The 14,747-nt window shown below is 45.0% G+C and carries 11 protein-coding genes; 5 read left to right on the top strand and 6 right to left on the bottom strand.

Features of this window, described 5'->3' with window-relative positions:
• Positions 1 to 97 precede the first annotated feature (97 nt).
• A complete protein-coding gene (locus tag GVN16_RS20740) occupies positions 98 to 1,171 on the top strand; it encodes a TerC/Alx family metal homeostasis membrane protein (protein ID WP_166565857.1) in 1,074 nt (357 codons plus the stop codon).
• Here GVN16_RS20740 and GVN16_RS20735 read toward each other — a convergent pair.
• Entirely contained in the window at positions 1,161 to 5,099 is a 3,939-nt protein-coding gene (locus tag GVN16_RS20735) for an AAA domain-containing protein (protein WP_166565856.1), read from the bottom strand. The genes GVN16_RS20740 and GVN16_RS20735 overlap by 11 nt on opposite strands.
• On the bottom strand, positions 5,099 to 6,163 hold the full coding sequence (locus GVN16_RS20730; protein ID WP_166565855.1) for an acyl--CoA ligase: 1,065 nt from the start codon (positions 6,161 to 6,163) through the stop codon (positions 5,099 to 5,101). Before GVN16_RS20730 ends, GVN16_RS20735 begins: the two co-directional genes overlap by 1 nt.
• An 83-nt stretch (positions 6,164 to 6,246) precedes the next feature.
• Here GVN16_RS20730 and GVN16_RS20725 point away from each other — a divergent pair, with 83 nt between their 5' ends.
• The 3 genes from GVN16_RS20725 (at position 6,247) to GVN16_RS20715 (ending at position 8,113) form a co-directional block, all read left to right on the top strand.
• Positions 6,247 to 6,771 (top strand): hypothetical protein, encoded by a 525-nt coding sequence (locus GVN16_RS20725; RefSeq protein ID WP_166565854.1) that lies wholly within the window; start codon positions 6,247 to 6,249, stop codon positions 6,769 to 6,771.
• A gap of 6 nt (positions 6,772 to 6,777) precedes the next feature.
• The gene (gene mog / locus GVN16_RS20720) at positions 6,778 to 7,305 is read left to right on the top strand and encodes a molybdopterin adenylyltransferase (protein WP_166565853.1); all 528 of its coding nucleotides are present in this window, start codon (positions 6,778 to 6,780) and stop codon (positions 7,303 to 7,305) included.
• A 199-nt stretch (positions 7,306 to 7,504) separates the two neighbouring features.
• On the top strand, positions 7,505 to 8,113 hold the full coding sequence (locus GVN16_RS20715; protein ID WP_166565852.1) for a DinB family protein: 609 nt from the start codon (positions 7,505 to 7,507) through the stop codon (positions 8,111 to 8,113).
• Between the two features lies 1 nt (position 8,114).
• On the opposite strand, the gene GVN16_RS20710 is transcribed toward GVN16_RS20715, so the two are convergent.
• From GVN16_RS20710 to GVN16_RS20695, 4 genes are all read right to left on the bottom strand, one after another.
• Positions 8,115 to 9,296 carry a serine hydrolase gene (locus GVN16_RS20710; RefSeq protein WP_166565851.1) on the bottom strand — a complete coding sequence of 394 codons (1,182 nt, stop codon included), beginning with the start codon at positions 9,294 to 9,296 and terminating at the stop codon, positions 8,115 to 8,117.
• Between the two features lie 96 nt (positions 9,297 to 9,392).
• Positions 9,393 to 10,466 carry an SO2930 family diheme c-type cytochrome gene (locus GVN16_RS20705; protein ID WP_166565850.1) on the bottom strand — a complete coding sequence of 358 codons (1,074 nt, stop codon included), beginning with the start codon at positions 10,464 to 10,466 and terminating at the stop codon, positions 9,393 to 9,395.
• Positions 10,467 to 10,469: 3 nt separating this feature from the next.
• On the bottom strand, positions 10,470 to 11,633 hold the full coding sequence (locus tag GVN16_RS20700) for a parallel beta-helix domain-containing protein (RefSeq protein WP_166565849.1): 1,164 nt from the start codon (positions 11,631 to 11,633) through the stop codon (positions 10,470 to 10,472).
• 84 nt (positions 11,634 to 11,717) lie between these two features.
• Complete coding sequence (locus tag GVN16_RS20695) at positions 11,718 to 12,254, bottom strand: Crp/Fnr family transcriptional regulator (RefSeq protein ID WP_166565848.1); 537 nt, start codon at positions 12,252 to 12,254, stop codon at positions 11,718 to 11,720.
• An 86-nt stretch (positions 12,255 to 12,340) separates the two neighbouring features.
• Between GVN16_RS20695 and GVN16_RS20690 the strand changes: the two genes are divergently transcribed.
• Positions 12,341 to 14,704 carry a TonB-dependent receptor gene (locus tag GVN16_RS20690; protein ID WP_166565847.1) on the top strand — a complete coding sequence of 788 codons (2,364 nt, stop codon included), beginning with the start codon at positions 12,341 to 12,343 and terminating at the stop codon, positions 14,702 to 14,704.
• Positions 14,705 to 14,747 lie beyond the last annotated feature (43 nt).

Below are 14,747 nucleotides of genomic sequence, written 5' to 3'. Positions count from 1 at the left end.
CCAAATCCGTAAAAAAAGTGCATTTTTGTATTTGCAATTAAATATCAGTTTTCTTTGTTACAAAAGAAGCGATTTTTTTCATTCATATCTATTAATAATGACATTTTCGAACGAAACCTTGTTTTTTGCGGCCTTTGCCGTGTTTGTTATATTCGTGATGCTCCTCGATCTGGGTGCCTTCAACAAAAAGAAGGAACATATCGTAAGCTTTAAGGAAGCCGGGTTATGGAGTGCCGTCTGGGTCGGTCTGGCTGTGGGTTTCTTTTTCTTTCTTCGTCAATACGGCTACCTGATTCACGACATTTCGGATCCTTCACATCTGAAAACCGTGATGGATACTTACTATAAAAACATCCGTCTTCCGGAGGATTTTGCGGCAGGTGTTCAGAAATTTCAAAACAACATGGCCCTGGAATACATCACGGGTTACCTGGTGGAATATTCCCTTTCGGTCGATAATATTTTCGTCTTCATCCTGATTTTCAACTCCTTCGGAGTGCGTCAGAAACACTATAAAAAGGTATTGGTCTGGGGTATCCTGGGCTCGATCGTTCTTCGTTTTGTTTTCATTTTCCTTGGTGCAGCCCTGATTCAGCAGTTTGACTGGATCCTTTACCTTTTCGGTGCGTTCCTGGTTTATACGGGTATCAACATCCTGTTTTCGGGAGATGAAGAGGAAGAAATCGACACCAAAAACCACCCTGCGGTTAAGATTACTTCTAAAGTCTTTAACGTTTACGAGAAATTCGTGGCCGACAAATTCTTTATCAGACATAAGCACAGAGGCAATAAATTGTTCATTACCCCGCTTTTTGTGGTGATCGTGGTGATTGCTTTTACCGACGTGATTTTCGCGGTGGATTCCATTCCGGCGATATTCTCTATCACCAAAGACCCTTACATTGTCTTTTTCTCCAATGTATTTGCCATCATGGGCTTAAGGTCCATGTTCTTCTTCCTGGTCAACATCATCGATATGTTTGCCTACCTGAAGTACGGCCTGGGGGTGCTCCTATCATTTATCGGTATCAAAATGCTGGCCCATCACTGGCTGGAGGAGTGGGGCTTTACCAACGTCCATTCCCTGATCGTGATCATTGCTATTCTGGGTATCAGCATTATTGCTTCACTGCTGTTTCCTCCTAAAAAAGAGGCAGAAGCTAAGCATTAAACCGGCGACTCCAGCGGCGTTCGAAACTCCAGCCCTTTTGCTTGAGCAATAGAGGCATGTAGGCAAAAAACTCTTTGGGACTCAGGCTGTCATAAAACAGCGTATCGTCGGTCAGCAGCAATGATCTGTAGCGGTCTGACTCTTTGAGTGTGATGTCTGCAAAAGGAAGCTCTTCGAGGTATTCCGGTCCGGTCTGACCGGCATACTTATCCATGATCAGTTGCTTAAGACTGATGGCAAAGGATTTTTCAGAAGGCTGGAATGTAGGTAAAAACTCATTGTCTGAAACAATCCTGACATATTCGAGGTACTTTTTAAGCAGTTTCGGCCCTTCATTGGACGAAGACTCTACATTAAGCTGCTCCGGAAAAATGCTGGAAATCACGAATATCTTTTCCTTGGCACGGGTAATGGCCACGTTCAGCCTGTTTTCTCCGCCTTTCTGGTTCAGTGAGCCGAAGTTCATGACCAGTTTTCCTGATTTATCAGGGGCATAGGCGATAGAAAAAATCAGGGTCTGGAATTCGTCTCCCTGTATATTCTCGATGTTTTTGACGTGTATATCGGGCGAATTCAAGCCTTCAGCTTCCAGCATCCGGAAAATAAGCTCGGCCTGTTTGAAGTTAAACGCCACTACACCGATCTCCTCTTTCGGGTTGCTCATTTTGAGTTCCCTGATCAGTTCCACGACTGCCAAAGCTTCTACAGGGTTCGTATTATCCTCCCAGATGCCATCAATTTTAATGAACTTAATCGGTGGAGCAGCCTGGTTGATGTCCTTGAAATCCGGCAGTAACCTGAGTTTACTTTTGTAAAAATGCCTGTTGGAAAAGTCGATCAGCTCCAGGTTCTTGCTTCTGTAGTGTCCGGTCAGTTGTTTCTGGGGTAAAAACTGAGACCCAAGATCAAGCAAAGAATCTATTTCGAGCAAAGGCTCTTCTGTTTCCTGGTCTTCAAACCTGATTTTGTACAGATCGCTGGGCTGAAGTTGTTTGTTATCTCCCACAATAACAGCCTGCCTGGCCCGCATCAGGGCAGGTATTCCCGACTCAGAGAAACACTGGGAAGCTTCATCGAAAATGACCAGGTCGAATTTCGAATAAGAATCATCATTTTCAGGCAAAGGGAAAATAGCCGAAGTGGTCTCCGGTGAAACCAGCCAGCAAGGTAAGAGTTTGAACACCTCGTCGGGGTATTCAGCCAGCAACTTTCTGAGCGGCCATATCTTCCTTTTCTTGGTCGTCTGGTGATACAATTCCCTGAAAGTAATGGTATTTCCCAGGCGGTTTTTTTCCAGGTCTTTGTAGGTAAATTCCTTGATTTTCAGGGCCAGGATATCCCGGCTTAAACCCTGTTTTTTCTGAACGGAGGTCTTCAGTTCTTCTTCCGAGCTGCTGATCTTCAAAGTACTTGTTCCCCTCAGAATAGGATGTATTTCTTCAATATACTCCACCCAGCTGTGGATCAGCGACTGTCTGAAAGTTTCAAAATAGTTCGTTTCGGGCTTTAAATCCGCTTTTTCAAGCAATTCCAGCACTTTGGTCTCTGTCGTAGTCAGGCTTCCAGTGAGCTGGTCAAGCTCCACCAGGTAATCGAAATTCCCGTTAAAATACTGATTAATGGCTTGCACATCAGATGTCCAGAAAATTTCGATCTGTTCCTCTGCCAGGTATTCTTTGAGGTTTGAAATGGTAAGTCCTATCAGGTCGAAATGGTCTTTCAAAAGCCTGTTGAGATAAGTAAAACTTCCAAGATCCGGAATTTTGGTATACAGCGTCCCGGACAAAACAGGAACAGACTCCCGGAGCAATTCAAAGGCCTGGGATGCTTTTTCATAGGCTGCCCAGACGGCTTGTGCCGCTTTAAAATCATCCGGCAAATTCAATCCCGCAAGGGCGATTTCTTTAGAGAGGGATTGAAATAAGACCGTATTGTTGAATTTATCCCGTAGCAACAGGATGTTTTCAGTCGTGAACGAAAGGCCCTCATCCGTTAAGAGCTTATTGACCAGCGTTTTATTATCGGAAAAAGTCTTGAAAATACTCCTGGAAATAAAACCTTTGCTTTTGTCCTGGGCTTCGTCGATGGCTACAGAAATAGTCTTCTGGTCTTCAAAGAACACGGGATTTATTCCTCCACTGGTAGCAATTTTATGTAAACTTTCTTCTATCTCCGCCCTTTGGTTCTTTTTCAGTAATCTTACTTCTCCTGAATCCAGTTTTCCGAATAAGGCGAGATGATCCTCTTCATGTAATAGTCCGGCGATTTCATCCAGGACTTCCGGCAAAATCTCCATCAGATCATTCACTTTCAACGACTTACCCAGGGCTTCCTCAAGTTCTGAGGCTGTTTTCTTCCAGGTGTCCATCGAAGTTTTCAGTAATCCGGTGATTTTCTTCTGGTCTGAAGGTGTCCAGTGTCTTGCCGATTTTCTGAGTTTCCAGAAATCAGCTTCCGGCGTGCCGTTTTCAAGGATTTTTTTATAAGACTGAATCCTGTTCAGGTCTCTTTCAAAGTCATTGAGTTCTACAAAATTGAAGTCGCGGTAAATACCAGTGAGATCAATCAGAACAGCATCCTTGTCCTGCAAAAGATACAATTCCTTGATGCTTTTCCCGGCATAGGATTCGTCGAACAAAGCTGTTTTAAACTGACCTAATTCTTTGGTTATCTGATCAATACGCCTGCAGGTCTGGTCAAATTCCCTTTCCAGGAATATGGCATCCAGGCTTTGGTTCTGTTTTTTATACACTTCCGTTTTGTCGATCTGGGAGCTGATCTTGTCAAAAATAGACTTACGGTCATTTTTATAGTCATGCACCAAACCTATAAAGTCAGTGATACCCGCCTTGTCCAGACGCTTGTAAACAGTGTCGAGAGCGGCACGCTTCTGACATACCACCAGCACTTTCTTTCCTTTAGCGATATAATCCGAGATGAGATTGCAGATCAGCTGCGACTTACCGGTGCCCGGAGGACCCTGGATCAGCAATGACTGGCCGGTTTTGATGGTCTTGATGGCGTCTTCCTGTGAAGCGTCGACTTCGAAAGGCAGCAACAATTCTTCCTCACGGATGGAATGACCTGAAACGAACTCTTCGGGAGCAGGAAACAGGCTTTCAAAGCCTTCCTCATTATCGAAAGTCTCGTTTCTGAGCATGTTTTCGTAATCCTCGATCAGAAAAGAGCCACCCTGAGGGAAGATCCCCAACACGGCCTGCGGGAAAAGTTTCAGTTCGCCGTTCTTTTCAACCGTCTCTATATCTGCCTTCAGTAATTTTTCAAATAAGGTAAGCTTATCAGTGAATAAATCCTGGTTAAAATTGATTTTCAGCGGGCTGTCTTTCAAAAACTCATACAAGGCAGTTCTGAACTCCACGCTGTTTTCCGGAAAATCTTCCAGCGAAAAATCAAAGAGTTCGTCTGAAAGTCCCTGGCTGTTAAAATGAGAGTAAGCAGTCAGAAAACTCCTGTTGAGGGTAATGTCGGCATCTCTGGGTTCCAGAAACCAGACCGGGCTCTGCTGCCCTTTTAAAACCCCTTTTTTCAGACTTACCGGGAAAAACACAAGGGGACATCTGACCGAAGTCCCATCCAGAAACTTCCCTTTAACAAAAGGATAACCCACAAAAAGGTCCTGAACACCACGCTCCTCCTGTATGGTTTGCTCGGTTCTGGATATCTGGCTGACCTGTTTGCTAATCTCGTTATTACGGACATCACGCGGGTCAATGACCTCACACAGCGGGATTTGTTTCTTTTGGGCAATCAGTTGATTGACGACCTCAAAAGAAGGCATATTCAAGACAAAATCAAGTTCGTGGATATCCAGGAACTGTGATTTCGGCAAATTCATAAGTAACAGTGAGCGGTTGGCTGAACTCAGGTTGATCAGCCTTCTCAGGTATGTTTTCAGGACTTTTTGCATCAGTTGACCATTAAATTACACCCTCTGAGATCGGAGTTGTCAAACCTGCCCATGATTCTGAACTGTTTGTAATCTTCCGAGAAACTTCCGAGGTCTTTGGTTTCTATAAACGAACAGGAATCGATATTAGCCAAATCTATTACATTTATTCCGCCTGATTTGCCGCGATATTTCACATTCTGATTTTCATCACCCAAAGCGAAGCTTGGAAGATAGGTAAACGGGTCGTTGACTTCCCTTAAAAGTATCTTCATAGAGGCCGGCAAATCGAATATCCCTTCTCCTTTTGAATAACCCTGGGAGAGTAGCTCCGTCATACCATATTCAGAGTGGATTTTCTCCACCCCAAAAGCCCTGGTAAGGATTTCATGGACTTCCTCCCTTAAAAGCTCCTTTCTGCGGCCTTTCATTCCCCCGGTTTCCATGACTATCAGATCTTCACTGTGATTTCTGAGCAGGGAAGCATAATGTTGATTTTCAGCTAAATCCAGTAATGCAAACGTAACTCCGATCAATAAAATTTTACGCTTCGGTCCTGATTTTTCAGAAGTTTCCTGAATACTTCGCAAAAGGTCTTCCGGATTGTTCAAAAAGAAGCCTGATTCCTGTGAAAAAGACCTGTAAATAAAATTCCTGACCATATACACCAGCGACGAGTTATTTCGTTCAAGATAAGAAGGAAGCAGGGCGAAAATATGATAATCGGTCAGCGGACCGTAGAAGTTTTCGAATATTTTCTGACTCAGCAGCTCATAAAACGGCAGGTCCGAAACGTAATGCCTGCTCGTGGTCCGGGCGGTGGTACCGCTGCTCTCAAACACCAGCTGAGGGTTCGTGGGGCCGCTGATGACCTTCTGGGTTTTGAAGAATTCAACAGGCAAAAAAGGAATTTTCTCTATCCTGTTGACTGAAAGCGGTTTAACATTCAGATTTCTGACGTAAGCGTGATAAACCGGGTTGGTTTCATATTGAAAATTGAATACCTCCAGAGCCAGACGTTCAAAATGAAGTGGATGCTGATCCAATTGTAAAACCGCTGATTTTAATTCGTCCCTGGTATTCATCAAATAGTATTAAAAAATAAACATCGAAAATAAAGTCCTGACTCCTGAGTTTTGATTATTTTTACAAAAATAAGTTTTAGATAATGAGAAGATACGGTATTCATCCAAAAGCTTTACTTTTTTTTATTTTTTCCGCAGTTGCCCTGGCTTCCTGTTATAAAGAACCCAATTTCGCTTTGAAACCGGAGATAGAGTACAACTCTATCAAAAAAGATATCAGGATCGACCAGTTCTTCGGAGGATATAAGGATTCGGTAGTGGTATCTGTTAAATTTCAGGATGGAGACGGTGATCTGGGTCTCAATGATGCGGAAATTGCAGAGGCTATTAAAGTGAATAATTTCAACTACGTCATCAAATATCACAGAAGGGTAAACGGCAAATATGTGGAATATATCCCGCTTGAGCCGCTTTCAGGTTTCTTCCCAAGGCTTAAAAATGACGGTAAGGATGGCCCTATCGAAGGTGTTCTGAGCTATACCATGCAGTTTCTTCATGCCTTTACACCTAAAAAGGATTCTGTAAAATTCGAAATATCTATTAAAGACAGGGCCGGAAACATCAGTAATTCGGTAGAAACCGACATGATTATCCTTAACCAGTTTTAATATCTTATGAGCATTAAAATTGGCATCCTGACCGTCTCTGACAGAGCAAGTGCCCAGGTTTATGAAGATATCTCAGGAAAATACATTGAACAGACCCTCCGCGAATTTATCAGTTCCGAATGGCAAGCCGTTTACCGCGTTATTCCGGACGAACAAGCCGTCATAGAACAGCACCTGATCGACATGGCCGACAATGAGAGTTGCAGCCTGATTGTGACTACAGGCGGCACAGGCCCGGCCAAACGTGATGTAACGACAGAAGCCACCGAAAATATTTGTCACAAGCTGCTGCCCGGTTTCGGCGAACTGATGCGAAAAGTAAGCCTGGAGCAGGTGCCCACCGCTATTTTATCAAGACAAACGGCAGGTATCCGCAACAACAGCCTGATCGTCAACCTCCCCGGCAAACCTGCAGCCATACGGACATGCCTTGAAGCCGTTTTCCCTGCCATTCCTTATTGCATTGACCTTATCGAAGGCCCTTTTATTGAGGCAAATGAAGAAGCAATTAAGGTCTTCCGGCCAAAGAAATAAGTTCGGCTGCAAAAAGCAATCAACAGATTACCGGATATCTGAAGGCCTTGATCTTCGTCATTACACATGTAGCGAGCATTCACTGCAAGTCAGGAAATGAACCGTTCAATAAAAGATAACGAAAGATATTGTCCTGCTTGAAATAAATCCTTAATTTACTGACTGACAGTGATCTGAAAATCAACCAACTCTAGTTGCCATGCTAAAATCTTTGCTTCTGATCAGTTCTTTCTTATGGATATCCATCACCTCCGAAGCTCAGACCACGAAATTATGGACTGAGGCTGACCGGAAATTCCTGCTGGAAAACCTGGAAAGAACCAAAAATGAGATCATCCGGGAAACTAAAAACCTCAGTCCGGCCCAATGGGCGTACAAAGAGACCCCTGAGAAGTGGTCAATTGGCCAGGTACTTGAGCATCTCGGCTTATATGAAAGAATTTTCGAACAGGAAGCGGGTATCATGCTCAGTTCGGATCCTGAACCGGAATTGTATAAAACCGCCTATTCCGACAGCACTTACCTGTCGTGGATGGGTGACCCGAACCCGCACGTAGCTGAAAGAAACGCCACACCACTGGGCCTCATGAAAGGGGAAGACAACCTCACATTCTTCCTGTATGGCCGTGAAAGCATCATCCTGTTCGTTAAAAATACCACTTCCGATCTCAAAATGTATTATACTTTCCGGGACGGAGACGAGAAACGAAGGAGCATTCACGGGCTGATGGTCGTTCATTTCGGGCACACCGACAGGCATCTGAAACAGATTGCCAGGATCAAGAAAAGCCCGGGTTATCCGAAGTAAATCACTTTTTATCTGTCAGTTGACGAAAAATGGCATTCGCTATTCCCGGTAATGCATGGAAGGTCTTTTCGTCTGATTTATTGGCCAGCACCACTATTCCCAGGTCAGATTCCGGGTAAAAAATGAGGTAAGAATTAAACCCCGATGTTCCGCCGTCAGCCCACACCTGGGTCTTGCCTTTTTCATATTGATAAAGAAACCAGTTCATCCCCACACTGAAAAAATCAGATCTGATGGTCTCTCCCGGCCTGGCCGTCCATATTTTGGGCGTTGAAATATCTACATTGACGGTCCTTTGTATGGCCCTGGCGGTGGTGGCATTCTGATCATCCAGCATCAGTTGCATATACTTCAGGAGATCTGCAGTGCCTGATTTCAGTCCTGCCATCCCCCTGAAATAAGGGCTGGTGAAACCCGGAGGAGTCATTTTACCATTTTCATTATACCCTCTGGCCATTTGTGCCGCTAAAGAAGCCGGTACAACGAATTTTGACTGATCCATCTTATTGGGTTTCAAAATATATTCCTCCACCAGTTCCTCAAAAGGTTGCTGATATACATTTTCAAGAATATAGGTCAGCAGTTGGGCTCCGCCATTGCTGTGCCTGCGTTTGGTGCCCGGGATGGTATCCAGCTTCACCTCATGCAATCCTTTAAAAAAGTCCTCCCGGGTGTATTTTCCGTAGATCTTTTCTCGGAGCAATGCGACTGAATCAGCATGTGCTTTTTTAAGTATTTCAGGCTCCTCAGGTATCCATTCAGGAATTCCTGCCGTCGTATTAGCCAGTTGTACGAGTTGAATGGGGTGCCCGCCAAATTGCAGATTCGGATATTCCCCGGCGATGTATTGACGGATATCATCCTCCAGTTTTACTTTCTTTTCAAGCACTGCTTTAGCCAATATCAGGCTGGCAAAAGTTTTGGTGACCGATCCGATTTCATACAAGGTATTTTCCGAAGGCTTTTGTGCTTTGCCTTTTTCAACTGTCCCGAAATTATAGAAGTGTTTACTTCCCCGGTGATAAATTCCGATGGAAAGTCCGACAGACTGCGGCTGGTCCATCAGGCCTTTTCCCAGCGTTTGTACAAGAGAATCCAGTTTTGAAGTTTTAGCGGGGCTTTGTCCGGCAGCCATAAGTGCCGCCATTAAAAAACTGAAGAGAAGAGGAATACGTTTTGTCATTAGCTTTTCCAGGTTTGAATAATTATCAGACCGGTAACTCTATGAATAACAAAAGGTTACAAAAAAATTTGAAAATTTACTAAAATCAGAGATATCTCACTTTAACCCGAGAATCCACTCCTTTACGAGGGCTACGCCTTCTACATGAACCGTCTTTCGCCCCACTTCCGGCATCATGACACCAGGATCCGTTGACTCCATTCTGTAAATCAGTATCGATTCGCTGGGTTTGCCGGGTACAATATCATGCATCAGATTACCGGAACCACGGCCTGAGGCTACGGGTGTTTTGCTGATCCCGTAAGTGACAGGGTCTTCATTGTGAATGCTCAGATTGAGACCTGAAGTGCTGGCCGGGCCTTCGGGTCTGTGGCAATGGGCACAATTGATATCCAGCCACATTTTGGCTCTTTGTTCGACCGAACCCGTAGCCGCATTATTCCATACCACAGCCACAGGCAGTTTTCCCGGCAATCCTTCCAGTATTCCGCTTTTACTCCAGGCATTGAGTTGATTTTCTGCCGGATCATATCCCGCAAAACTCGCAGGACTGTAAGTCAGGGCTTCTTGTTGGAGCTGACCGCTCAGCTGTCGGGCGGACGGTCCGATAGGAGACATGATCTCGTTACGGTTGTGGCATCCCTTGCATTGGTTCAGGTTCGGAATTCCGTAAAGGTGCTTCTTCTTTTTACCATCCAGGTAGGTGTATTTCACTTCCTTGATACTTCCGGCCACATCCAGGAGGGCGTCTGTCTGTTCGTCGTTCCATACATAAACCAAAGCTCTCCAGCCTGCTTTTTCATGAATAAGCAATCTTGTCTCAATGATCTGACGCCCTTTTTCAGGTTTTCTGAAATCCAGTGGATAATAAAAGGTTTTGATGATGGTGGTACCCACGGGAAAATCCAGCACCTCCTTTTCATTGTACACAGCCTTCTGACCTTCGGGCAGTTTGACAAACCTCAGTTTTTCGGCGTAATCGGTAAACAAAGGCGTATTGAGCGTATAAGGCACCACACCCTTCACGGGCTTCTGATCAGCTATTTTTCCTTCAAAAAAGCCATAGTCCGATAGCTTTTCCAAAGGCGGCAATGCTTTTTCGTTCAGCTGAACAAAGGCTGTAAAAATGAACGTCAGCAGGCTCAGCCATATAAAAATCCGTTTCTGCATCGCTTACAAACTTTTCATCGTGCACTCGTGGGGAGTCGTATCTCTCGACATATTTTTAAAATTGTTGGCAGCATCCATGTTCACAAACGTTCCGTTCTGGTTGCCTTTGAGACAGATCACCTTGTCTCCGGAGTCTTTCTGAACGATGCCGTCCCAGAAAACCGAAGGGACGTCCTTACCCATCTTCATCTTAAAACGCATCATCTTCCCGAAACGCCCCTTCATCGTAGCCCTGCCCGGCTTACGCTGAAAAGCATTGTCGTGAATAAAGATATTGGACGGGTACGGATCATATTCTTTGTCTTTGATCGGCGACTCCGTCATGAAATAACTGATCACGCCTACCCCTATCGAAATATTATCGGTGATTTTATTATTAAAAATCTCAACATCGCTCGTTGCCAGGATCAGCATACCCGTGCCCTGCGGGACTTTCCCCACAATATTTCCTTTTGGAGCAAAATTGATATAATTATTGTCGTGAACGTTGTTGTTATACACTTTTACCCTGCCCCCTTTTTTGAGTACCAGATCAGGCAGGTCAAACACCAGGATACCTCCCGTGTTGCCATAAGCTTCATTATCATAGACTTCCGCATCCAGTGAATTCTCAATCTCAATGCCCGCTACATTATTGATGGCTTTGGAATTTTTCACCACAATCTTTTTCGATTGTCCGACATAAATACCGGCATCCGAGGCACCGATCGCCACACAACCGTCAATCATCACCCCCTCACATTTTACAGGGTACAGGCCGTAAGAGCCGTTGCTGGCCTTAGGTTTGCCTGTCCATTCTGTTTTGACATTCTGAAAAGTGATGTTTTTGACATTCATGGTCTTGATGCAATCCCCTTTTGAGTCCTGGATGGTCAGGTCTTTGATGACGATATTTTCAGCATTCGAAATCCTCAGTCCTTCAGCTCCGTCCACCTGTCCCTTAAAGCTCAGAATGGTTTTGTCCATACCTTTCCCGACGATCGTGATGTTCTTCTTGCCTTCCATCGACAAACTGGCCAGTATACTGAAATTTCCCTCATCCACCTCAATCACCGAGCCGTCTTCAGCCATGATGAGTTGGGTTTGAAGTTTTTTCTGAATATCCGCCTGGGCCATAGCCAGCCCGGAGCAAAACAGAAGTACAGAAAGTAAGGCGACTCTTTTCATATAGGTTGATAAGGTAAGGTTTAATGGTTGAGAGACAAAAATAGGAATTCTCCTTCGTTCAAATTGTTGACATTTATCAAATAATCAGTGTGGCCTGGCTCTGAGACGGCTGAGGGTTTCCAGCGAAACGCCCAGGTAAGAAGCAATATGCTTCAGCGACAGCCTTCTGATCAGCTCAGGATTATGGCTCACAAACGCTTCATACCTTTCCAGTGCTCCCTGGTGACGAAAACCCCGGGTGTGAGCCTCAGAGGCCACAAAGTATTGCTCAGTGAGGATCCGGCCCAAGCGGTCTATCTCATGAAAGCGATCATAAAGCCTGTATAAATCAACGTGCTTAAGAACAATGACCTCAGAGGCCTCCATAGCCTGTAGTCCGGTCAGCCCCGGCTCAAGGGTAATAAAACTGGACAGGAGTACCGCAAAGTCCCCCTCCTTCCCAAACCAGACACTGACGTCATTGCCTTTTTCGTCAATAAAATACTCCCTGATCAGTCCTTTATGAATGTAGTAAATACAGTCACAAATGCCTCCCGGCTCCAGAATGTACTCTTTTTTGGCCAACTGACCTGCTTCCACACAATCCAGTAATGCCTGTAAAGCTTCAGGTGAAAGCTTCACAATTTTGGAGATTTGACTTGCAAATAATTCGACAGATTGTTTGTACATTGTCCAAAAATAGGATAAAACCTCTAAAATCCAATCTCATGCGTTTCAAAGGCTTGTTACTTATTCTTGTTTCTTTTGCGGGACTGGCTCAAAAACCCGTGCAAAACGTCCGGGGAATCATCCGCGATAAGCAAACCAAACAACCCCTCATAGGAGCCACCATTTCGGTCCGCAACACCAATCCCATGATCGGAAACATCAGCAATGAGAACGGCGAGTTTGTGCTTCAGAATGTACCGGTGGGCAGAATCAATATACAGGCACAATATATAGGCTATGAACCCCTCACCCTTGAGGACGTCATTCATTTGTCTACCAAAGAAACTTTCCTTAACCTCGAACTGAACGAAGGCAGTATCTCAGCCGGTGAAGTCGTGGTAAGCACTTCCAAAAACGCTTTTGAGCCCGTCAATGAGCTGGCTGTAGTCAGCACAAGGTCATTCACAGCTGAAGAAACGGAGCGTATTCCCGGTGGTATCAATGACCCCGGCAGGGTGGCCATTTCTTATCCCGGTGTCAGGGTAGGCGAAAACGACACGGAAAATCAGATCGTTATCCGCGGAAATTCACCCGCAGGCCTTCTCTGGCGGCTTGAGGGTATTGATATCCCCAACCCCAACCACTTTGCCATCATCGGCTCCTCAGGCGGCGGCATCACCGTTTTCAGTGCCCAGCTATTGTCCAGGTCCGATTTCTCAACAGGCGGCATGCCCGCCGAATATGGCAATGCTTTATCAGGGGCTTTCGACATGCACTTCAGGCATGGAAACAATGAAAAAAGAGAGTTCAGGGCTAAAATCGGCTTATTAGGCCTTGATTTTGCCACAGAAGGCCCCATCCGGAGAGCACGCTCCTCTTACCTCGTCAATTATCGTTATTCTACCCTCAGCCTGCTCAACAAAATGGGTTTTAACCTGGTGGGCGAACGTGTCACCAACGATTTCCAGGATTTGTCGTTCAACCTGGCTTACAAAAGCAAAAACAATAAAAGTGTGCTGACGGTATTCGGCATAGGTGGTTTAAGTGAGGAACACTATTACCCGGTAGAAAATCCGGCAGAAAGAGACCCCTCTGTTTTCAACAACCGTGACGAACAGATCAGGCCCGCCAACATGGGGGCTTTGGGTGTTACCTGGACTTATCTGCCCGACTCAAAATCTTATTTCAAAGGCGTTGTCGCTCTCGTAGGCAGCGAGATCCGGAAAACCGACGACACCCTCGACCTCAGCAATAACAGGTACAGATACAATACAGAACATTATACAGACACCAGGATAGTCTCTTCATTGACCTACAACCGTAAACTCAACGAAAAAATCATCTTAAAAACAGGTGTAATTTTCAACCAGATCTTTTTTGATTTTTTCAAGAAAACCCTCCCGGTAGCCAGCCGCAACGACATCACCCTCCTCCAGACCAAAACTTCGGTACAAGGCAGCGGCAACACGCAAACCCTGCAACAGTATGCCCAGATCCATGCAGATTTAAGTCCTAAATTATCGATGAATGCCGGTTATCATCTTATCTATCTTGCTGCTAACGGAACGGGTTCTGCAGAACCTCGTATTTCATTTCAGTACCAACCCAGAAACAACCAGCGGCTGAGCCTCGCTTACGGATTACATGGGAAAATACTGCCCATGATGACCTATTATTTTAAGGATACCCTCGGGCAGTTTATCAATAAGGACCTGAAGCTACTTAAAGCCCATCATGCCGTACTGGCCTATCACATTTATACCAAAAACAAAATGCGGATAAGTGTCGAAACCTATCTGCAAAGGCTGTTTAATGTGCCGGTGGCCCCCTCTGCAGACGATAATTACTGGATGCTCAACAACCCGAGCGGATATCCGGAATTCAAAGTGGTCAGCAAAGGAAAAGGCACGAACTACGGACTTGACCTGGCCATCGAAAAACTGTTTTCAAATTCTTATTTTCTCTTAGCTACCGGATCAGTTTTCAAGTCGCAGTTTCAGCCGTTCAGCGGCAAAACCTATGTGTCGCGGTATGGAACCAATTTTTCATCCAGCTACACCTTTGGTAAAGAGTTTTATCTCAAAAAAGGCCGGATATTACAGCTGGGCGGCCGTTTCCTGTTCAACGGAGGCTTCAGATATACTCCGCATGATCCGGTTTTATCCAAAGAAAAAGGCACTTTTGTCCCCCTCAAAGACGCTGATTTCACAAAACAGGTGCCGGCTTATTACAGGGTCGACACCAAATTTGCCTACCGTTTCAACGCAAAAAAACTTTCCGGGAACATCAGCCTGGACATTCAGAATATCCTGAACCGCATCAACCCCACTTCGGCGGGTTATGATGCCACCACCAATACCACATACATACAATACAGGGGCAGCGAACTGGTGCCGGTGCTGAGTTTTCAGTTCGATTTTTGATTTTTTAACTTAATTCTTAGTTGAAGTCTGGCAATAATTCCAT

The sequence above is a fragment of the Emticicia sp. CRIBPO genome (genome assembly GCF_009905725.1).
Classification (GTDB): domain Bacteria; phylum Bacteroidota; class Bacteroidia; order Cytophagales; family Spirosomataceae; genus Leadbetterella.
Note: the sequence above shows the minus strand (reverse complement) of the source record. Positions and strands in the feature narration are given on the sequence as shown.